Genomic DNA, 20,493 nt, shown 5'->3' with positions numbered 1-20,493 from the left:
AACCCGCCGCCCGCCCTGCCCGACGGTGCTCTGCGCGTCGTCGCGCTCGGCGGCATCGGCGAGGTCGGCCGCAACATGACCGTCTTCGAGCACGCCGGGCGGCTGCTCATCGTCGACTGCGGGGTGCTGTTCCCCGAGGACGCGCAGCCCGGTGTGGACCTGATCCTGCCCGACTTCCGGGCGATCGAGGACCGGCTCGACGAGATCGACGCGCTCGTGCTCACCCACGGGCACGAGGACCACATCGGCGCGGTGCCGTTCCTGCTGCGCCTGCGCCCGGACCTGCCGGTGTACGGCTCCCGCTTCACGCTCGCCCTGCTCGACGCGAAGTGCCGCGAGCACCGGCAGCGGCCGAAGCTGATCGAGGTGACCGAGTCCGAGCGGCGCACGGTCGGCCCGTTCGAGCTCGAGTTCTTCGCCGTCAACCACTCCATCCCGGACGCGCTCGCGGTCGCGATCCGCACGCCGGCGGGCGTGGTGCTGCACACCGGTGACATCAAGCTGGACCAGCTGCCGCTCGACGGGCGGCTGACCGACCTGGCGGGCTTCTCGCGGCTCGGCGACGAGGGCGTCGACCTGCTGTGCATCGACTCGACCAACGCCGAGGTGCCCGGGTTCGTCACGCCGGAGCGTGACATCGGCCCGGTGCTCGACGACGTGATCGGCAAGGTCACCCAGCGCGTGATCGTGGCGTGCTTCGCCAGCCACGTGCACCGCGTGCAGCAGGTGCTCGACGCGGCGGTGCGGCACCGCAAGCGGGTCGCGTTCGTGGGCCGCTCGATGGTGCGCAACATGGGCATCGCCGCGGACCTGGGGCTGCTGAACATCCCGGACGGCCTGCTGATCGACCTGGACCAGGCGGTGAACCTGCCGGAGACGCAGGTGCTGTTCGTGTCCACGGGTTCGCAGGGCGAGCCGCTGTCGGCCCTCTCGCGCATGGCGCGCGGCGAGCACCGGCAGATCTCGATCCGCGCCGGCGACACCGTCGTGCTGGCCAGCTCGCTGATCCCGGGCAACGAGACCGCCGTGTTCGGCGTCGTCAACGGCCTGGTGCGCCTCGGCGCGCACGTGGTGCACCAGGGCAACGCGAAGGTGCACGTGTCCGGGCACGCGTCGGCGGGCGAGTTGCTGTTCCTGTACAACGCGATCCGCCCTAGCAACGTCATGCCGGTGCACGGCGAGTGGCGGCACCTGCGGGCGAACGCGGCGCTGGCCGTGCGCACCGGGGTGGCGCCGGAGAACGTGGTGCTCGCCGAGGACGGCGTGGTCGTGGACCTCGTCGACGGGCAGGCGCGCACGACCGGCCGGGTCGAGGTCGGGCACGTGTACGTGGACGGGCTGTCGGTCGGCGACGTGGGCGAGTCGACGCTGTCGGACCGGCTGGTGCTGGGCGAGGGCGGGTTCATCGCGATCACCGTCGCCGTGGACTCGGCGACCGGCCGCGCGGTGAGCACCCCGACGGTGTCGGGGCGCGGGTTCTCCGACGATCCGAAGGCGCTCGACGCGGTCGTGCCACTGGTGGAGATGGAGCTGTCACGCACCGAGGCCGAGGGCATCACCGACAGTCACCGCATCGCGCAGGCGGTGCGGCGCACGGTGGGCCGCTGGGTCGCCGACACCTACCGCCGCCGGCCGATGATCGTGCCCACCGTCATCCCCGTGTGAGCCGAACGGAGTAGTCCGCACTCCGCCCGCTGGCCCCTGCGCTGATCGAAAATCGCTCTAGCCTTTAGCCGTCACGGCAACGTTGCGGCTACGGGGTGCGGGAGGCGATTCCGGTGGGGCGACACGTGCCGGCCACCGGGCGGCGGCGCGCGCCGACGGTGCTCGCCGCCACCGCGGCGGTGCTCGTGCTGGGCACCGCGGGCTGGGTCGTGCTCGACCGGGTCACCGAGGACCCGGGCTGTGTGCGGGAGGACGTCGTCCGGGTGGCCGTCGCGCCCGAGGTGGCCGCGGCGGTCGACCGGATCGGCCGGGACGTCGCGGACGGGCAGTGCTTCCGGTTCGAGGTGGAGGAACGGGACCCGGCCGCGGTCGCGTCGTCGCTCGCCGTCGCGGACGGCACGCGGCGGCCGGACATCTGGATCCCCGACTCGACGCTGCGGCTGCGCCGCGCGAAGGCGGCCGGGGCGGCGGACGTGCCGTCGTCCGGGTCCTCGATCGCGAACTCACCGGTGGTGTTCGCGATGACCGAGGAGGCGGCGAAGTCGTTGGGGTGGCCCGGAAACCAGCCGGCGTGGCCGCAGCTGCTCACGTCGTCCGTCTCCTTGGGACTGCCCGATCCGGCGGCCGACCCGGTCGGGGTCTCGGCACTGCTGGGCATCGCGGAAGCGCTTCCCGCGCCGTCCGAGTCCGCCGCCGCGTTGCGGAAGCTGGCGCCGAACACCTTGCCGGGCCTGGACGACCTGTACGCGCGGCTGCCCGGCGCGGGCAGTTCCAAGCAGCCGATCAGCGCCTTCCCCGCGTCGGAAACGTCGGTGCTGCGGTACAACGCGCGCAACGGTGTCGCCGCGACGCCCGCCCAGCTGGTGGCGGCGTACCCGCCACAGCCGGTGCCGTCGCTGGACTACCCGTTCACGGTCCTGGGCAACGCGGGAGACGCCCAGCAGGCCGCCGCCGCGAAGTTGTTGCGCGCCTTGCTCGATCCCACCGGGCAGGCGGCGCTGGCGGACGTCGGCGTGCGCACCCCCGACGGGCGGATGCTGTTCGGGCACTTCGCCGACACACACGTGTCCGCGCGGACGCAACCGCTCGCGCCGCTGCCCGCGGACGACGTGCTCGACCAGGTGCTCAACCAGTGGGCGAAGGTCAACACGAGCTCGCGGGCCCGGGTGCTGATCGACATCTCCGGCTCGATGAACGCGGTGGTGCCCGGTTCCGGCAGCCGCACGCGCATGCAGCTCACGGCGGACGCGGCGGCGCGGGCGCTCGACCTGTTCAAGCCCACGTCGGAGACGAGCACGTGGGTGTTCGCGACCAACCTCGACGGCGACCGCGACTACCGCGAGGTCCTGCCCATGCTGCCAGTCGGCACGCAGCTCGCGAACGGTGCGGCACAACTACTTCGCAACCTCCAGGCGACGCCGGACGGGCAGACCGGGCTGTACGACACGGTGCTGGCCGCGTACCAGCAGGCACGCGCCGACTGGCAGCCCGGGCGGCTGAACCTGGTGATCCTCATGACCGACGGGCGCAACGAGGACCCGCACGGCATCAGCCGGGACGACCTGCTCGACCAGCTGCGGCGCCTGCAGGACCCGAAGCGCCCGCTGCCGGTGATCGGCATCGGGCTGGGGCCCGACATCGACCTGCCCGAGCTGGACGCGATCGCCGGCGTGACGGGTGGGCGGACGTTCGTGGCGCCGGACCCGGCGAAGATCGCGGACGTGTTCTACGGCGCGCTGGCCGGCCTTTCCTGTCCCACGGCGGGTTGTGCCTGAGTCTGTCTACTGTGGACGCGCTGCACGATGGCGGCGCCGCTCAGCAGCACGAGCGCGCCGAGCAGCTGGAGCCAGCTGAGCTTCTCCCCGAGCAGCGCCCACGCGCTGGCCGTCGCGACCACCGGTTCCAGCAGGCCGATCACGGACGCGACGGCGGCGGGCAGGTGCCGCAGCGCCGTGGTGCCGACCGCGTAGGCGAGCGCCGTCGAAAACAGCGCGACCGCCACCAGCAGCACCCACACCGGCGGGTGCCACGGCCCGAACGCGGTGGGCGCGCCGAGCAGCGCCGGGGGCAGTGTCCACGGTGGCGAAACCACGCAGACCGCCACCGCGCCGATCACCATGCCCCAGACGACCAGTCCCAGCGGCTCGCGGGTGGTGGCGCCGTGCTCGCCGAGCAGGAAGTACGAGGCCGAGCAGACCGCGCCGCCGAGCCCGGCGAGGAAACCGATCCCGTCGAGGCCGAGTCCCTGCCACACCTCGGCGACCAGCGCCAGTCCCAGCATCGCCAGTGTGATCCCTGCCCACATGGCGCGCGGCAGCCGGACCCGGCGCACGAACCGCGTCCACAGGGCGATCAGCACCGGCGAGGTGAACTCGATCAGGATCGCGATGCCGACCGGAAGCCGGTTCACCGAGACGAAGTAGCACAGCTGCACCCCGGCCACCCCGAGCAGCCCATAGCCCAGCAGCAGTGGCCACTCGGTGCGGCGCACGCGCAGCAGGCGCGGCCGCACGAGCGCGACGCCCAGGAACAGGACGAGCGCCGCGAGCCCGATCCGCGCGGTCGCGACGTGCTCGGGGGACAGGCCGGCGAGCATCGCGGGTTTGGCGATCGTGCCCGAACTGCCGAAGCAGACGGAGGAGATCAGGATCAGCGCCGTGCCCCGCCCGCGGTGGGGCGGTGGAGCGGGCCGGACGGCGGGGAGTTCGATAGCCACCCACGCGAGGTTATGTGCTCCCTACCGGCGATGACGAAGGGTTTAGCGGGCCTTCAGTCCGTCGGCCACGTAACCCGCGATCGTCGCCAGGCGGGTGCCCTGGATGCGGAGCGCTTCGAGCGCCTCCTCGTCCGGCTCGGCGGACTTGCGTGACACGAACGAGCCGCCGTAGGGGTTGCCCGACTCCATCAGGTGCGCCTCCGCGTAGCCGAGCGGCACCACGATCGCGCCCCAGTGGTAGAAGATGTTGTTGATCGCCAGCACCGTCGACTCCAGGCCACCGTGCCGGGTGGACGCGGTGGTGAACGACGTCGCCACCTTGTTCGCCAGCTTTCCCTGAGCCCACAACCCACCTGTGGTGTCCAAAAAGGACTTGAGCTGTGCCGCGGGACCACCGAACCGGGTTGGGCTGCCGACCGCGATCCCGTCCGCCCATTCCAGGTCGGCCAGCGTGGCCGGCTCCGCGTGCGGCCCCGAGCCGACGTACGCCTGCCAGCGCGGGTTGGTCGCGATCGCCTCCGGCGGCGCCGTTTCCGCCACCGTCCGGACCCGGACCTCGGCGCCCGTTTCCCGCGCACCCCCGGCGAGCGAGGCGGCGAGCTTGGCGGTGTTGCCGGTCGCGCTGTAGAAGACCACGAGGATGCGTGTGCTCACGCTCCTCACCCTAACGATCACCCCGATGCGGGTCCCAGGATCCGGACGGGTCAGGCCCCCGGCCGCCAGGGGCTGACCGTGTCCGTCGGGCGGGTCGGGTCGTGGAACTTCGGGCGGTCGGGTTCCGACGCGCGCAGCGGGACCAGCCCCGCCGTGATCGCGCGCATGATCTTCGCGTGGGCGCGCACCCCCGCGCCCGGTCGCTGCGCGTCCACGTCCGACAGGTCCACCGGCGCGCCGAAGTGCACCCGGAACGTCGGGCGGCGCAGGGGCGCGGTGAACCCCGAGCGGGCGAGCGGCAGCAGGTCCGCCGGCCCGTTCACCTTCTCCGTCCCCCAGTACACCGCCTCGTGCGCGCCCCACTGGCTGATCGGGATCACCGGCACCCCGGCGGCCAGCGCGAGGCGTGCCGCGCCCGTCTTGCCGCGCTCCGGCCACAGGCCCGGATCGTGGCTGATGCGGCCCTCCGGGTAGACGATGATCGGGCTGGACGTCGTCCGCATCGCCTCGACCGCCTGCCCGAACTGCTCGACCGCCGACGCCTTGCCCCGGTCGATCCGCAGGTGCCCGCTCGCCCGCAGCGCCGGCCCCAGCACCGGGGCGTCCAGCAGCCCGCCGGCCAGCAGGAACCGCGGCGCGATGCCCAGGTGCTTGCACGCGGCGATCAGCACGAACGCGTCGAACACGCCGATGTGGTTGGCCGCCATCAGCAGCGGCTTGCCCCGCAGCTCGCGCGGGACGCCGCCGGTGACCTTGAGCCTGCCCACGAGGTGGACCAGCCCGGTGTCCAGCGTCGACATCGTCCGCCAGATCGCGGGCGGCCTCCGGTTTTCCAGCGCGACCATGCGCAAGAGCATCTCAGATTCACTCGCCTGGCCCAGCGGGTGCTGCGCCTGGGACGAAAGTTCGGCCTGCGCCGCGAGTGGCGGATGGGACTGCTGCGTCTCGGCGGTTACCGTAGAAGCCATGGCTGGGGCGACGACGAGGAGAAGCACGACGACGAAACGCAGCGGCAGCAAGAGCCCGGCACGCAGGTCGCGTTCCGGGAGCAAGCCTGCTGCGCGGTCGTCGGCGCGCAAGCCCGCGGCCCGCCGTCGCTCGTCCGGTGGCGCGTTCGCGAAGACCGTCCGCGGTGGCTGGACGCTGGTGGCCCGCGGGGTCGGCAGCATGGCGCGCACGGTCGGGCGCGGCCGCGAGCTGGAGCCGGAGCACCGCCGTGACGGGCTGGCGCTCGGGCTGATCGCGCTCGGCCTGATCCTCGCCGCCGCCGTGTGGTGGCGGGCGGGCGGCCCGGTCGGCGGCTACCTGGAGCTCGCGGCACGCACGGTGTTCGGCGCCGCGTCGGTGACACTGCCGCTCGTGCTGGTCGTCACCGCGATCGCGCTCATGCGGTCCGAGCCGCGCCCGGAGACCCGGCCGCGCATGGTGATCGGCACCGTGCTGGTCACGTTCGCCCTGCTCGGGCTGCTGCACCTGTTCAGCAGCCGCCCCGCCTCGAATGACGACCGGATGTACGCGGGCGGCCAGCTCGGTGCCCTGTCCGGTGGCCTGCTCGCGCGCGGGATCACGCCGTGGGTCGCCACGCCGGTGCTGATCCTCGCCCTCGGCTACGGCGTGCTGGTGTTCACCGGCACCCGGGTCCGCGACATCCCGCAGACGCTGCGCGAATGGGGTCTCGACCCCGAGGAGCGCGAGCGGATGGCGGACGAGCAGCGCGCCTTCGAGGAGGAGCAGAAGGCCGCGGTCACCGAGGCCGACCCGAAGGCGGTCCGGCTGCGCAAGCCGTCGCGGCGGCGCCAGGCGAGCAGTGACCAAGCCGGGGAGCAGCTGGACATCGAGGCCGCGCTGGCCGAACCGCCGACACCGGCCCGGCCGCCGAAGGTCAAGCCCGCCGAGGTGCCGGAGAAGAAGCCCAAAAAGGCGCCCGAGCCCGCGCTCACCGTCACGCGCACCGTCGAAGGCGACTACCGGCTCCCGTCCGCGGACCTGCTGCACCTCGGCGACGTGCCGAAGACCCGCAGCAAGGCCAACGACGCCATGATCGAGGCGATCACCGGCGTGCTGGAGCAGTTCAACGTCGACGCGCAGGTCACCGGCTTCACCCGCGGCCCCACGGTCACCCGGTACGAGGTCGAGCTGGGGCCCGGCGTGAAGGTCGAGAAGATCACCGCGCTGACCAAGAACATCGCGTACGCCGTGGCCACGGACAATGTGCGGCTGCTGGCGCCGATCCCCGGCAAGTCCGCGGTCGGCATCGAGGTGCCCAACTCCGACCGCGAGATGGTGCGCCTCGGCGACGTGCTGCGCTCGCCGACCGCGGCCAAGGACAACCACCCGATGGTCATCGGGCTGGGCAAGGACATCGAGGGCCACTTCGTCACCGCGAACCTGACGAAGATGCCGCACCTGCTGGTCGCGGGTTCCACCGGTTCCGGTAAGTCGAGCTTCGTCAACTCGATGCTGGTGTCGCTGCTCGCGCGCGCCACGCCCGACGAGTGCCGGATGATCCTGATCGACCCGAAGATGGTCGAGCTGACACCGTACGAGGGCATCCCGCACCTGATCACGCCCATCATCACCCAGCCGAAGAAGGCCGCCGCCGCGCTCGCCTGGCTGGTGGAGGAGATGGAGCAGCGCTACCAGGACATGCAGGCCAACCGGGTGCGCCACATCGACGACTTCAACAAGAAGGTGCGCTCGGGTGAGATCACCGCCCCGCCGGGGAGTGAGCGCGAGTACCGGCCCTACCCGTACATCATGGCGATCGTCGACGAGCTGGCCGACCTGATGATGACCGCGCCCCGCGACGTCGAGGACGCGATCGTCCGGATCACCCAGAAGGCGCGCGCCGCGGGTATCCACCTGGTGCTGGCGACACAACGGCCGTCGGTGGACGTCGTGACCGGCCTGATCAAGACGAACGTGCCGTCGCGGCTGGCGTTCGCCACGTCGTCGCTCACCGACTCGCGCGTCATCCTGGACCAGCCGGGCGCGGAGAAGCTGATCGGCATGGGCGACGCGCTGTACCTGCCGATGGGCGCGGGCAAACCGGTCCGCGTGCAGGGCGCGTTCGTGGGCGATGACGAGATCGCGGCGATCGTGAACTTCACCAAGGAGCAGGCGCAGCCGGAGTACCAGGACGGCGTCACGGCCGCGAAGCCGGGCGAGGCCAAGGAGATCGACCCGGAGATCGGCGACGACCTCGACGTGCTGCTCCAGGCGGCCGAGCTGGTGGTGACCTCGCAGTTCGGCTCGACGTCGATGCTGCAGCGCAAGCTGCGCGTCGGGTTCGCCAAGGCCGGGCGGCTGATGGACCTGCTGGAGAGCCGCGGCGTGGTGGGCCCGTCGGAGGGCTCCAAGGCCCGCGACGTGCTCATCAAGCCGGACGAGCTGGACAGCGTGCTGTTCATGATCCGCGGCGGCGGCGACCCGTCCGCGGCGGAGGAGGACTAGCGGAGCAGGTAGTGCAGTGCCCGTTCCGCGCGGTCGGGGTCCGGCGGCTCACCGGTGATCGCGTCGGTGTAGACGAACGATTCGCCGACCCGGACGCACAGGTAGGCGAGGTCGTGCGGGTCGATGTCCCCGGCGGGTAGCGCACCCGCGTCGCGTTCCCTGGTCAGGAGCGTCTCGACCAGCGCGACGAGGCGGGGCTGGAACGTGTGGCCGCCGCGGGTGAGGACGCGCAACGCGGTCTCGGTCTCGTTCGTGAGGAAGTGGCGCATGCCGGCGTGCGCCAGCGTCTGCCGGACGAACGCCGACATGGCGTTCGCGATGCGCGTGCCGCCGGCCCCCTCCGCCGCGGCGTAGGCGTCGAGCAGGGTCCGTTCGCCGAGCCGCCAGACCACTTCGGCGAGGATGGCGTCGCGGTCGCCGAGCCAGCGGTAGATAGTCACCCGGTTGACACCCAACGCGGCGGCGAGGTCGTTGACCTCCACCCGCCGCCGCGCGTTGAAGGTCTTCTGCGCCAGGCGCAGCGCGCTTTCCCGATCGGGACGGCCCGCCGCTGTCATCGTGGGCAGTCGGCGGTGACGTAGCAGGCGAGTGCGGGCTCGGACGGCACCCGCCTCGCCGCGACGGTCAGCTGCGCCGCGACCTGGGCCGTCAGCGTCGCGAACGTGAGCGGGCCGGTCACCGGGTCGACGCCGGGCATCAGCAGCCGGCCGCAGACCGCTCGCTCGATCCGGGACGGGTCCGCCGGGCCGGAGTGGGTCAGCGCGTCGACGGCGAGGGCGGACGTGACCGGGTCCATGGTGCCGATGAGCAGGTGCTCGGGAACGGCCAGCGGGCAGACGTCCTGCACCGCGACGTTCGTGACCTTCCCGCCGCCTCCGTGCAGTGACGAGGTGCCGTGGTCGTCGAGGTTGGGCTGCACGAACTCGTCGGTGCGTGAGTAGATCTCGGTGTAGCTGATGCCGGGGAAGGTCTCCTGCCCGGAGTTGAGCGCCGTCATGAACGCCGAGTTCGCGCGCTGCTGCCACAGTGCCGGCGCGCAGTCGGGGACGCACAGTGCGGGCACGACGACCGAGCCGTGGTTGGTGCCGGCCATCCCGATCACGTCGTCGACCATGCCGCGGGTGTCGGGCCAGAACCGCAGCGACCAGCGCATGATCATCCCGCCCTGGCTGTGTCCCATGACGGCGATCCTGCGTCCGGCGAGCCGGTACATCTCCCGGATGCCGTAGGTGACGTACTGGGCCCGCAGCTGCATGTCACCCATGTTGTAGGGATCCACCGGCGAGTCCGAGACGCAGTACGGGATACCGAGCCCGCGGAACAGCGGCTCGTAGTCGAAGCCGAAGTTCTGGTCGCTGTCGACCGTCGTGGCCGGCGTGAGCAGGACCGGTTCGCGGGTGGCGTTGCGGACGTCGGCGGTGCACCGGAGGCTCTTCGCGAGATCGGGCACCGTCAACGCCGGTCCGGGCCGGTCCACCGGCGCGTAGCCGTCGGCCCCGGCGACGCCGCTCCCGCCGACGAGAGCGAGCAGGGCCGCGACCGCGACGGTGAGCAGGCAGTACCGCAATGGGGGACGCATCCGAAAATCCTTTCCGCCCGGCATCGCTTCGTCGCGAGGCTATGCAACTAAAGCACGAAATGTTGCATCCCGGCAAGGCGGACCGGGCCTGGCCGTTCCGGGCCGGACCCCCCAACCGCGGGAACCACTCGTCACGGCCCGCGCGGCGCCGGGCTCACATCGTCACGACGACCTTCCCCAGGTTGTGCTCGCGGGCGTAGGTGACCGCGGCCTCCACCGCGTCCTCGAACCGGTAGCGGCGGGCGATCCGGACTGACAGCACACCGCGTTCCGCGGCCTCGGCGACCTCGCGCATCCCGCCGATCTCGCCGTCCATGTCCATGAAGTAACGCAGGTCCACATCGTCCCGGCCGAGGAGTTCCTTCGCCGGCTCGGGGTAGATGATCGTCACCAGCCGTCCGCCGGGCCGTAGTGCGGCCGCCGCCGCGGACAGGCGGTCGTGGGGCAGCACCAGGTCGAAGACGGCGTCGACCCCCGAGGGGTAGCCCGCCGCGTCGTATCCGAGGACCTCGTCGGCACCGAGCTCCCGCAGGACCGTGTGGTCGGTGGCGGCCCCGGTCGCGACGACTCTGGCCCCCGCGGCGGCGAGGAGCGGGACCAGCGCGGTACCCACGCCTCCGGTGGCGCCGATGACGAAAGCGGTCTCCCCGGGCCGGATCGCGGCGAGGGTCATGACCCCCAGCGCGGTCATCCCGGCGATCGGCAGCGCGGCGGCCTGCTCGACGGGTACGGCGGCCGGGCGATGCGCCAGCAGTGGTGTGCTGGCTTCGAAAACCGCGTACTCGGCCAGCGCGCCCGTGCTCAGTGACGGACGGCGGGCGGCGACCACGAGGCGCAGCTGCCGGGGCAGGGCCTGCCCGAAGACCTCGTCACCCACCTGGTAGTCCGTCACCCCGGCGCCGACTTCGGTGACGGTACCGGCGAACTCGTTGCCGGGGACGTAGGGGAACTCCAGCTCGGCGGTCCCGCGGTAGGCGCCTGTGATCACCCTGATGTCGGTGGGGTTGATCGCGGCCGCGGCGATCTTCACCTGGATCTGCCCCGGGCCGGGGCGGGGCAGATCCAGGTCGGCGAACGAGAGCTGCTCGGGCTCTCCGTACCTGGTCGCGACAAGGGCTTTCACGAAAGTTCCTCCAGTAAACGGACCGGCTGGTCAGGTTGACTGCTCCGACCGTACAGACAAACGGACCGCACGGTCAACTTGCTAGGATTGCCGGGTGAGCTCGCCTCCCCGGACCTTGCGCGCCGACGCCGCACGCAACCGCGAACTGCTGCTGGCCGCGGCCGAGGCCGAGTTCGCCGAACGCGGCCCCGACGCCTCGGTCGCCGACATCGCACGCCGGGCCGGGGTGGGGAAGGGCACCGTGTTCCGCCACTTCGCCACCAAGGACGAACTGATCGCGGCGATCGTGCGCACGCACGCCTGCGCACTCGACGAAGTCGGGCAACGACTGCTCACGGCGGAGGATCCCGCCGCGGCGTTGCTGGAATTCCTCACCGTGGCGGGCGGTCAGCGGGAGCAGCGCGACCTGTCGTTCCTCCTGAACGCCGACGACGCCGGCCCGGAGGTGGTCGCGCTCCGCGAGCGGCTGTACCGCACGGTCGGCCTGCTGGTCGACCGTGCGCGCGAGGCGGGTGCCGTCCGGGCGGACGTCACCGGCAACGACGTCGTGCTCCTGATGTGCGCGCCGAACCACGTGGTCGGTTACGTGAAGGACCCGCCACCCGATCTGTGGCGCCGTTACCTGGCGATCATCTTCGACGGGCTGCGTCCCGAGGGAGCGCACCCGCTGGCGCCGCCGGCGCCGGAGTTCTAGACGTTCGTCGGGCAGGGGCCCGTCGCCAGCGCCGTCGGCGCGGGTTCCATGCCCTGCACCGGCGTCGTGCAGCCCGTGAGCACCAGCTTGTCGTCCTGCTGCTCGTAGGTCTCCCAGTACAGCGGCGCGAGCGCGAAGCTGGGGACGTACGTGCTCTGCCGCACCGACGCGTCGGGGCTGCCGTCGCCATTGAGATCCCGTGCGTCCGACGCGACGCCCTCCACGGTGGCGTCGACGGTGATCTTCGTGTCCAGCCGCAGGGACGCCACGGCCGCGGAGTGCACCCCGTACTCGAACGCGACCGAGCAGTGCCCCGCGCCGCACACACCTGCCGTCACCACGTCGTACGGGTGCCCGTCGCTGCCGATCACCTGTGCCGTGTCGACGAGGCTCGTGCCGTTCCAGTACGCCAGGACATTGCCGCCGCCCGCGTGCTGCAACCCGTCGAGCCGGTGCCCGCCCGGCAGCGCCGCGGAGAACACCGTCTCGCAGCCCTGCTCGCACCCCGGCACGACCGGCGGCGCCGTCACCACCGGGGCCGCCTGCTGCGGGGCGACCGGCGCCTGCAGCGCGGCCGCCGACGGGATCGCGAGTGTCACGACGGCCAGCAAAGCCAGCACGCTCCCGCGCAGCCCCCTCTTCATGCGCTCCATTGTGGACCCGATCAGGCTCAGAGCTCCAGCAGCATCCGCGCGTTGCCGAGCGTGTTCGGCTTCGCGTAAGGCAGTTCGAGGAACTCGGCCACGCCGGGGTCGACGGAACGGCGCATCTCGTCGTACACCTGCTGCGGTACCGGCGTGCCGTCGATCTCCCGGAACCCGTGGCGCGCGAAGAACTCCGTCTCGAACGTGAGCACGAAGATCCGCCGCAGGCCGAGCTCCACCGCGTGGTCGACCAGTCGCCCCACGATCCGGTGACCGATGCCCTGCCCGCGGGCCGCCTTGTCCACCGCGACCGTGCGGATCTCGGCCAGGTCCTCCCACAACACGTGCAGCGCCCCGCACCCGAGCACCTCGCCGCCGGAGTCCGCGACCCAGAACTCCTGCATGTCCTCGTACAGGGTGACGAGCTCCTTCTCCAGCAGCACGCGCCCCGCGTCCGCGTCCACGAGCGCCTTGATCTTGCGGACGTCGGCGATGCGGGCCCGGCGGATGCCGACCCGGCACGAAGGATCTTGCGGCACCGATCGACCGTAACCGGGGCGCGACCGGGCCGTCGCGCCGGGTTGCGCCACCTGCGCATCCGAGCCGCCCGCGCGCGCCAGCTACCCTGAGTGGCGTGTCTTCCGCCACCGAACCCCGTCGTGTCTCCCTGCTGACCCTGGGGTGCGCCCGCAACGAGGTCGACTCCGAGGAGCTGGCCGGCCGCCTCGCCGCCGGCGGCTGGGAGCTGACCGAGGATCCCGAGGACTCGGACGTCGTGGTGGTCAACACCTGCGGCTTCGTCGAGTCCGCGAAGAAGGATTCGGTGGACACGCTGCTCGCCGCGGCCGACACCGGGGCGAAGGTCGTGGCCGTCGGCTGCATGGCCGAGCGCTACGGCGCCGAGCTGGCCGACAGCCTGCCGGAGGCCGACGCGGTGCTGGGCTTCGACCACTACCCGGACCTGGCGGAGAAGCTCGGGTCGATCGTGTCCGGCCACCGGATCGAGTCCCACGTGCCGAGCGACCGGCGCAAGCTGCTGCCGATCACGCCCGTCGACCGGTCCAGCGCGGCCGCCGAGGTCACTGTGCCCGGGCACGGCTGGGTCCCGCGCGCGCGGCTGCAGGACGGCCCGGTGGCGGCGCTGAAGATCGCCTCCGGCTGCGACCGCCGGTGCTCCTTCTGCGCGATCCCGTCCTTCCGTGGCTCCTTCGTCTCCCGCCGCCCCGACGAGATCCTCGCCGAAGCGGCCTGGCTGGCCGGACAGGGCGTCAAGGAGCTGTTCCTGGTCAGCGAGAACTCCACGTCGTACGGCAAGGACCTCAGCCGTGAGGACGGCGGCACGCGGGCGCTGGAGCGGCTCCTGCCCCGGCTCGCCGCGGTCGAGGGCATCGAGCGCGTGCGCGTGTCGTACCTGCAGCCCGCCGAGACGCGGCCGGACCTCGTGCGCGCCATCGCCACCACGCCCGGCGTCGCCGACTACTTCGACCTGTCGTTCCAGCACTCCAGCGAGCGCGTGCTGCGGCGGATGCGCCGGTTCGGCTCCACCGACTCGTTCCTCGCGCTGATCGACCAGATCCGCGAGCTGGCCCCCGCCGCGGGCATCCGCACCAACGTCATCGTCGGGTTCCCCGGCGAGACCGAGGAGGACGTCGCCGAGCTGGAGCGGTTCCTCACGCACGCCCGCCTCGACGCGGTCGGCGTGTTCGGCTACTCCGACGAGGACGGCACCGAGGCCGAGGGCTTCGACGGCAAGGTCGACCCGGACCTGGTCGCCGAGCGCGTCACGAAGATCTCCGCGCTGGCCGAGGAGCTGACCACCCAGCGGGCGGAGGAGCGCATCGGCGAGGTGGTCGACGTGCTCGTGGAAGAGACCGGGGACGAGGTGGTCGGCCGCGCGGCCCACCAGGCGCCCGAGGTCGACGGCGCCTGCATCGTGCTCGACGCGGGAGACGTGGCGGTCGGTGAGTTCGTCCGCTGCCGCGTCGTCGACAGCGAGGGCGTGGACCTGCTCGTGCGCCCGGACGCCGACGGATGAGTGCCGTGCCCGACGAGTCCGCGCAGACCGGCCGGCCCACCCCGGTGCCCCCGCGGACCCGGGTCTCCAACCTCAACGTCGCCAACTTCCTGACGCTGTCGCGGCTGGTGCTGGTGCCGGTGTTCGTCGTGGCGTTGTTCGTCGACGGCGGGGCCAGCACGGGCTGGCGCTGCGTGGCCACCGCGCTGTTCGCGATCGCGTCGCTGACCGACCAGGTCGACGGCTGGGTCGCCCGCCGCTACGGGCTGATCACCGACTTCGGCAAGATCGCCGACCCGATCGCCGACAAGGCGCTGATCGGCGCCGCGCTGGTGGGCCTGAGCGTGCTCGGCGAGCTGCCGTGGTGGGTGACGATCGTGATCGCGGTGCGCGAGATCGGGGTGACGCTGCTGCGCTTCTGGGTGATCCGGTACGGCGTGATCCCGGCCAGCCGCGGCGGCAAGGCCAAGACGCTGACGCAGATCGCCGCGATCGTGCTGTTCCTGCTGCCGCTGCCCGCCGGGTCGGACCCGGTGTCGTGGGCACTGATGGCGCTGGCGCTGGCGCTCACCGTGGTCACGGGCGCCGACTACGTCGTGCGGGCGGTCCGGCTGCGCGCCTCGGGCACCAGGACCGTGGCCCCGTGACCCTCGCCCGGCAGCTCGTCACCCGCCTGACCGAACGCGGCGAGACGATCGCGGCCGCCGAGTCGCTCACCGCGGGCCTGGTGTGCGTCACCCTGACGGACGTCCCTGGTGCGAGTGCCGTGGTGCGCGGCGGGCTGGTCGTGTACGCGACGGAGCTCAAGGCCCGGCTCGCCGGGGTCGACTCCCGGCTGCTGGCCGAGCACGGCGCGGTGCACCCGGAGGTCGCCGCGCAGCTCGCCGAGGGCGCGCGGGAGCGCTGCGGGGCCACCTGGGGCCTCGGGCTGACCGGGGTCGCCGGGCCGGACCCGCAGGACGGCGTCGTGCCCGGCACGGTGCACATCGGGCTGGCCGGTGCCGGGGTGCGGGACGTGCGGACGCACTGGTTCGAGGGCGATCGGGCACTGGTCCGAACCGAATCCGTCCGCGCCGCGTTGCTCCTACTGGGGGAACATCTGGCCTGAGCCAGGCGTTCGCCCTTGGCGTACGGCCGTGTCAACCGCTGCACTGGGAGGCTCGGTCTGGGTAACGTGGTCGGTACCAGGAAGGGAGGCGCGTGATGACCGTGCTGTTGCGTGAGGCGATCGGTGATCGGCTCCGGCATGCCCGCACGAACCAACGTCGCACGCTGCGCGACATCTCCCGCGCCGCCAAGGTGAGCCTCGGGTACCTGTCCGAGGTGGAGCGGGGGCAGAAGGAGGCGTCCAGCGAGCTGCTGGCATCCATCTGCGAGGCGCTGGAGCTTCCGCTCGGTGAGCTGCTGCACAACGTGGCCGCCGACATCTCGGCGCTCGAGACCGTCGACGTCGCGCTGCCTGATGGTGACCGGGCCGAGCAGCCCGAGCGCCGCGAGGCGGGCAGGCTGGAAGGCGGCCGGATGGTGGACGGCGTGATCGGCAACGACCTGGCCGACCTGCGGGTTTCCGGCCAGCGCATGGGCCCGGCCCTGCGCACCACGATCCGCGCGCCGAAGATGGTCGCGGCCTAGTTCCCCAGGTTCTCGTGCCCGAGGCCACCTCCTTCCCGGGAGGTGGCCTCGGTGTCTTTCCGGTGACCGGTCTCCGGGTAGTCCCTGAAATCCCCCCGGGTCGCCTGGAAGAGCGGGCGCCGACCTGACACGATGGAACCCGCACCGAGGCCGGGACGTTGCTGGATCAAGAGGGGAGCAACGCCCCAGGCCGGACAGACTTTCGACAGTGGGACGCAAGAAGGCAGGCGGAGCAGATGGCCAACCCGTTCATCAAGGCGTGGAAGTACCTGATGGCGGCGTTCTCGTCCAAGATCGACGAGCACGCCGACCCGAAGGTGCAGATCCAGCAGGCCATCGAGGACGCGCAGCGCAACCACCAGGCGCTGTCGCAGCAGGCCGCGGCCGTGATCGGGAACCAGCGGCAGCTGGAGATGAAGCTCAACCGGCAGCTGGGGGAGGTCGAGAAGCTGCAGGCGTCCGCGCGGCAGGCCCTGGTGCTGGCCGACGAGGCGCGCGCCAAGGGTGACGAGCAGAAGGCCGTGCAGTACGAGAACGCCGCGGAGGCGTTCGCCACCCAGCTGGTGACGGCCGAGCAGAGCATCGAGGACCTCAAGACGCTGCACGACCAGTCGCTGCAGGCGGCGGCGCAGGCCAAGCAGGCCGTGGAGCGCAACGCCACGATGCTGCAGCAGAAGCTGGCCGAGCGCACCAAGCTGCTGTCGCAGCTGGAGCAGGCCAAGATGCAGGAGAAGGTGTCGGCCTCGCTCAACCAGATGTCCGAGCTGGCCGCGCCGGGCAACACGCCGTCGCTGGACGAGGTCCGCGAGAAGATCGAGAAGCGCTACACCACCGCGCTGGGCGCGGCGGAGCTGGCGCAGAACTCGGTCCAGGGCCGGATGCTCGAAGTCCAGTCGGCCACCACCGAGCTGGCGGGCCACTCGCGGCTGGAGCAGATCCGGGCGTCGATGCGGGGCGACTCGGTCGCGCAGGTGACCGACGGCGGCTCGCAGGGCAAGGCGGCATCCCCTTCCCCGACGGCCGACATCCAGCGCGAGATCCAGGCGCGGGTGCAGGCCGAGCAGAAGAACCAGAACTGACCGGAGCGCGTCATGGCGTCGGGCAGACGGGACTTCGGCGAGTTCAGCGCCAAGCTGGAGAAGCACATCGAACGCCTGCCCGACTACGCGCAGCGCGCTCAGGAGAAGCTGCAGCGGTACTTCCCGCAGGAGCCGGCACGGCGGCCGAACCCGTTGCGCCGCCCGGTGCCGCCCCCGGTGTCCCCGATGGCCGTGCCGGTGTTCGCCGAGGCGCGGGCCCGGTGGGCGAGGTGGAACGAGCCGGCGGCGAAGCTCGAACGGCGCAAGCGGCGCACGTCCCGGGCGCTGACGTTGTGGCTCGTGCTGACGCTGCTGTGCGTGCTGTATTCGCTGGCCACCGGGTTCGGGCTGATCGGCCCCGGCGGGGCGAGCGAGGCGCTGGAGGGGATCGCGGGAGTGATCATCTTCGGCACGCTGGGGGTCCGTTCCGGGTTGCGGCTGCGCCAGCTGCACAGGGTTGAGCTGCCGGTCAGCACGGCGCCGCCGCCGCTGCCGGACGCGCGGTCGTCGGCGCGGCAGCCGATGGAAAGGCTCGCCGAGTGTGAGGCCTCGCTGTCGGAGCTGCTGCGCCAGCTGGCGGCGCCCTCGTCGCTGGTGCCCGCCGAGTCGGTGGACGAGGCCCGGGCGACGGCCTCGGAGGCGGCGGCCGCGCTGCGGGCGCTGGCCGGGCGGATCCAGGCGCTGGAACGGGCGTGCCGCGCGGCGCCGTCGGGGGAGCGCAAGGCCCTGCAGTCGGCCATCGCCACGCTGCGCGAACAACTCGACGACGGCCTCGAAGACTACGGCGCTCTCATCGCGGCCGCGGGCCACGCGGTCGCCGCGGGCGGCAGCGGACTGCGCCAGTCGAAGGACGCTCTCACCGACGCGACCGACCGCCTCGCCGGGCTGGCGATCGCGCTGCGCGAAGTCTCCTGAGAGCCGGTCGTTCGGGTCCAGGGCCCTGACCGCCACCGCGGGTCGCCCATTCTGGTACTACCTGGTACCACTCGATACCTGTGTGTAACACCAACCTGCTGGTGTCCGGGATCTTCGGTGCCTACCGTCAGAGGATGGAGACGCTGCCGCTGCCCCCAGAACCGGCGCCCCTACCCCCGGCGCCGATCAGTGCTCACCGTCAGGTCCTCGCCGCCTACGACCGTATCGGCGAGGCCGACCTCCCCGAACTGTGGACCACCCTCCGCTCCAGTGAGGACGTGCTCGTCGAGGCCAAGGCCGTCGATGTCCGCGTCCGCGCCGGTGAGGCCCTGCCGCTGGCCGGGCTGCTCGCCGTCGCACCGCCCGACGCCATCGCCACCCGCCGGCTGATCGAAGCCGGTGCCGTCGTCCTGGGTGAGGCCGCCTCCCCCGCGGACGTCGTCAGTGATTTCGTCGACATAGCGATCGGAGAACGCGTCCCCGCGCAGCCCGGTGTGCTCGTGTTCACCCCCACCGCCGGGCTGGTCCCCGGTGGGCTCAGCGTCCTGGCGCGGACCGTCGCCGACGGACAGTCCGTGTTGTCCGCCATCACCGGACCCGACGTGGACGATCCCACCAGCCGCCCGTGGCCCGAGTCCGTCCGGCTGTCCGCCGGGGAACGGCCGCACCTCGCCGTCCGGCCCGGCGCCGGCCCGGCCTTCCGCAAAGCCGTCGGCGACCTGCTCGCCGGTGGCGCCACCGTCGAAACCGCCGTCGCGCTCGCCGGGCACGACGCGCTCCTCGCCCCGGCCGGCTCGCTGGAGCTCACCACGGTCAGCACCTGCGCGGCCGACATCCTCGTCCGGCCCTTCGACGACCAGATCGCACTCGACCTCGCCGCCTACCTCAACGACGAACAACTCAGGATCCCTTACCCCGCAACGGGAATCGACCTCGTCGTGTTCGGCGCGCACCTGCGGGGACAGCCGCTCAACTCGCGGCTCGTCGAGCTGGGTGCCCGTTTCCGCGGCGAGGCCCGCACCGCCTCCCGCTACCGGATGGTCGCGCTGCCCGGGAACCAGCCCGGCATCCTGCCTGCCGCCCAGGGCTCGGTGCTGACCGGCGAGCGCTGGACGATCTCCCCGGCCGGGCTGGAAAAGTTCCTCGCGGGACAGCCGCCTGCCGAGATCGAACTCGAAGACGGCGACACCGCGATCGGGCTGCACTGCACCACGGAGGCCGCCGGCTCCTGTCGTGACATCACCGAGTTCGGCGACTGGCGCGCGTACCTGCGCTACCTCACCGCCATCCGGCCAATGTCCGGTTGATCTCGCGGACCAGCCCGGGGCCCTTCAACGCGAACCCGGTGTAGACCTGGACGAGGCTCGCGCCCGCGTCCAGCAGCCGGCGCGCGTCCTGTCCACTGAGGACTCCGCCGGCCCCGATGATCGGCAGCCTGCCACCGGTCTGCGTGTGGACGAACCGCACCACTTCGCGGGCCCGCTCGGTCAGCGGACCACCGGACAATCCGCCGGTTTCCCGGCCCACCACCGCTTCGAGGCCGCTGAGGCCTGCGCGGGAAAGCGTCGTGTTCGTCGCGATCACGCCCGCCACGCCGTGCTCGTCGCACACTTCGAGGAGTTCGGCGAGCGCGCTGTCCGTCAGGTCCGGGGCGACCTTGACCAGCAGGGGAGTGGGCTCGCCCGTCGCCAGCTCCCGCGACGTGCGTTGCAACTCGCCCAGCAGCTCGGAAAGCGCGCCCCTGTCCTGGAGCTCGCGCAGGCCCGGAGTGTTGGGCGAGCTGACGTTCACCGCGAAGTAGTCCGCGTACGGGTACAGGCTCCGCAGCGAGTACCGGTAGTCCGCCACGGCCTCGGTCAGCGGGACCACTTTGGACTTGCCGATGCTGATCCCCAGCGGCACCCCGGGTTTCCCGCCCGCGGCGAGGCGGGCCGCGAGCGCGTCCGCGCCGGAGTTGTTGAACCCCATGCGGTTGATCACCGCGTCGTGCTCGGCGAGGGTGAACAGCCGCGGCTTCGGGTTGCCCGGCTGCGCGAGCCGCGTGACGGTGCCCACCTCGACGAAACCGAAGCCCAGCGCCGGCCACGCGTGCAGTGCGCGCCCGTCCTTGTCCATCCCGGCGGCGAGCCCGACGCGGTTGGGGAAGCGGAGCCCGAACACGGTCGCCGGGTCGTCCACGCCGTAGTGCCCGCGCAGCAGCGGCGGGTCGGCGGGCAGCAGGCCCAGCAGGCGCACGGTTCGTTCGTGCACCACTTCGGGGTCGTCGCCGGACAGGCGGTAGAGGGTGGGCCGGAGGAGCTTCTCGAAGAGCACACCCCCATCTTC

At 72.1% G+C, this 20,493-nt stretch carries 20 protein-coding genes; 11 read left to right on the top strand and 9 right to left on the bottom strand.

The annotated features are described in order from the left end of the window. The first annotated feature begins 30 nt into the window (after positions 1 to 30). Positions 31 to 1,665: a ribonuclease J gene (locus FHX82_RS12495; RefSeq protein ID WP_308431612.1), complete on the top strand. Its 1,635-nt coding sequence runs from the start codon at positions 31 to 33 to the stop codon at positions 1,663 to 1,665. 113 nt (positions 1,666 to 1,778) lie between these two features. Continuing rightward, positions 1,779 to 3,440, top strand: a complete 1,662-nt coding sequence (locus tag FHX82_RS12490) for a substrate-binding domain-containing protein (RefSeq protein ID WP_145936958.1) — start codon at positions 1,779 to 1,781, stop codon at positions 3,438 to 3,440. Here the strand turns inward: FHX82_RS12490 and FHX82_RS12485 are convergent. The 3 genes from FHX82_RS12485 to FHX82_RS12475 are packed head-to-tail and all read right to left on the bottom strand — an operon-like array spanning position 3,392 to position 5,892. Continuing rightward, positions 3,392 to 4,381, bottom strand: coding sequence for an EamA family transporter (locus tag FHX82_RS12485; protein WP_145936957.1), 990 nt, complete (start codon positions 4,379 to 4,381; stop codon positions 3,392 to 3,394). The two genes, FHX82_RS12490 and FHX82_RS12485, sit on opposite strands and share 49 nt — an antisense overlap. A gap of 42 nt (positions 4,382 to 4,423) precedes the next feature. Next, the gene (gene wrbA / locus FHX82_RS12480; protein ID WP_145936956.1) at positions 4,424 to 5,035 is read right to left on the bottom strand and encodes an NAD(P)H:quinone oxidoreductase; all 612 of its coding nucleotides are present in this window, start codon (positions 5,033 to 5,035) and stop codon (positions 4,424 to 4,426) included. 50 nt (positions 5,036 to 5,085) lie between these two features. After that, complete coding sequence (locus tag FHX82_RS12475) at positions 5,086 to 5,892, bottom strand: lysophospholipid acyltransferase family protein (protein WP_145936955.1); 807 nt, start codon at positions 5,890 to 5,892, stop codon at positions 5,086 to 5,088. Positions 5,893 to 6,001: 109 nt separating this feature from the next. On the opposite strand from FHX82_RS12475, the gene FHX82_RS12470 reads away from it, so the two are divergent. Beyond that, positions 6,002 to 8,488 (top strand): FtsK/SpoIIIE family DNA translocase, encoded by a 2,487-nt coding sequence (locus FHX82_RS12470; RefSeq protein WP_145936954.1) that lies wholly within the window; start codon positions 6,002 to 6,004, stop codon positions 8,486 to 8,488. On the opposite strand, the gene FHX82_RS12465 is transcribed toward FHX82_RS12470, so the two are convergent. From FHX82_RS12465 to FHX82_RS12455, 3 genes are all read right to left on the bottom strand, one after another. Further along, complete coding sequence (locus tag FHX82_RS12465; RefSeq protein WP_145936953.1) at positions 8,485 to 9,045, bottom strand: TetR/AcrR family transcriptional regulator; 561 nt, start codon at positions 9,043 to 9,045, stop codon at positions 8,485 to 8,487. The two genes, FHX82_RS12470 and FHX82_RS12465, sit on opposite strands and share 4 nt — an antisense overlap. Beyond that, positions 9,042 to 10,067, bottom strand: a complete 1,026-nt coding sequence (locus tag FHX82_RS12460; protein ID WP_145936952.1) for a lipase family alpha/beta hydrolase — start codon at positions 10,065 to 10,067, stop codon at positions 9,042 to 9,044. Before FHX82_RS12460 ends, FHX82_RS12465 begins: the two co-directional genes overlap by 4 nt. A gap of 154 nt (positions 10,068 to 10,221) precedes the next feature. Next, positions 10,222 to 11,190, bottom strand: a complete 969-nt coding sequence (locus FHX82_RS12455; protein WP_145936951.1) for an NADP-dependent oxidoreductase — start codon at positions 11,188 to 11,190, stop codon at positions 10,222 to 10,224. 94 nt (positions 11,191 to 11,284) lie between these two features. On the opposite strand from FHX82_RS12455, the gene FHX82_RS12450 reads away from it, so the two are divergent. After that, entirely contained in the window at positions 11,285 to 11,884 is a 600-nt protein-coding gene (locus FHX82_RS12450; protein ID WP_145936950.1) for a TetR/AcrR family transcriptional regulator, read from the top strand. Here FHX82_RS12450 and FHX82_RS12445 read toward each other — a convergent pair. Both FHX82_RS12445 and FHX82_RS12440 read right to left on the bottom strand, forming a co-directional pair. After that, positions 11,881 to 12,528, bottom strand: a complete 648-nt coding sequence (locus FHX82_RS12445) for a hypothetical protein (RefSeq protein WP_229881287.1) — start codon at positions 12,526 to 12,528, stop codon at positions 11,881 to 11,883. The genes FHX82_RS12450 and FHX82_RS12445 overlap by 4 nt on opposite strands. A gap of 26 nt (positions 12,529 to 12,554) precedes the next feature. After that, complete coding sequence (locus FHX82_RS12440) at positions 12,555 to 13,067, bottom strand: amino-acid N-acetyltransferase (protein WP_145936949.1); 513 nt, start codon at positions 13,065 to 13,067, stop codon at positions 12,555 to 12,557. Between the two features lie 95 nt (positions 13,068 to 13,162). On the opposite strand from FHX82_RS12440, the gene rimO reads away from it, so the two are divergent. From rimO to FHX82_RS12405, 7 genes are all read left to right on the top strand, one after another. Further along, on the top strand, positions 13,163 to 14,563 hold the full coding sequence (gene rimO, locus FHX82_RS12435) for a 30S ribosomal protein S12 methylthiotransferase RimO (protein ID WP_145936948.1): 1,401 nt from the start codon (positions 13,163 to 13,165) through the stop codon (positions 14,561 to 14,563). Continuing rightward, positions 14,560 to 15,189, top strand: a complete 630-nt coding sequence (pgsA, locus tag FHX82_RS12430; RefSeq protein WP_145936947.1) for a CDP-diacylglycerol--glycerol-3-phosphate 3-phosphatidyltransferase — start codon at positions 14,560 to 14,562, stop codon at positions 15,187 to 15,189. Before rimO ends, pgsA begins: the two co-directional genes overlap by 4 nt. Continuing rightward, positions 15,186 to 15,650, top strand: a complete 465-nt coding sequence (locus FHX82_RS12425) for a CinA family protein (RefSeq protein ID WP_145936946.1) — start codon at positions 15,186 to 15,188, stop codon at positions 15,648 to 15,650. The genes pgsA and FHX82_RS12425 overlap by 4 nt, the downstream gene beginning before the upstream one ends. Positions 15,651 to 15,745: 95 nt before the next feature. After that, positions 15,746 to 16,174 (top strand): helix-turn-helix domain-containing protein, encoded by a 429-nt coding sequence (locus tag FHX82_RS12420; RefSeq protein WP_145936945.1) that lies wholly within the window; start codon positions 15,746 to 15,748, stop codon positions 16,172 to 16,174. Between the two features lie 236 nt (positions 16,175 to 16,410). Further along, the gene (locus FHX82_RS12415; protein WP_145936944.1) at positions 16,411 to 17,253 is read left to right on the top strand and encodes a PspA/IM30 family protein; all 843 of its coding nucleotides are present in this window, start codon (positions 16,411 to 16,413) and stop codon (positions 17,251 to 17,253) included. A gap of 12 nt (positions 17,254 to 17,265) precedes the next feature. Beyond that, positions 17,266 to 18,168: a phage shock envelope stress response protein PspM gene (pspM, locus tag FHX82_RS12410; protein WP_145936943.1), complete on the top strand. Its 903-nt coding sequence runs from the start codon at positions 17,266 to 17,268 to the stop codon at positions 18,166 to 18,168. Between the two features lie 134 nt (positions 18,169 to 18,302). Then, positions 18,303 to 19,475 (top strand): allophanate hydrolase-related protein, encoded by a 1,173-nt coding sequence (locus FHX82_RS12405; protein WP_145936942.1) that lies wholly within the window; start codon positions 18,303 to 18,305, stop codon positions 19,473 to 19,475. Here FHX82_RS12405 and FHX82_RS12400 read toward each other — a convergent pair. Then, positions 19,447 to 20,481, bottom strand: coding sequence for a quinone-dependent dihydroorotate dehydrogenase (locus tag FHX82_RS12400; RefSeq protein ID WP_183176610.1), 1,035 nt, complete (start codon positions 20,479 to 20,481; stop codon positions 19,447 to 19,449). The genes FHX82_RS12405 and FHX82_RS12400 overlap by 29 nt on opposite strands. Positions 20,482 to 20,493: the final 12 nt, after the last annotated feature.

The organism is Amycolatopsis bartoniae, from assembly GCF_014191255.1.
Lineage (GTDB): Bacteria > Actinomycetota > Actinomycetes > Mycobacteriales > Pseudonocardiaceae > Amycolatopsis_E > Amycolatopsis_E bartoniae.
The sequence above is the reverse complement of the archived record's forward strand: the minus strand, read 5'-3'. Positions and strand labels throughout refer to the sequence as shown.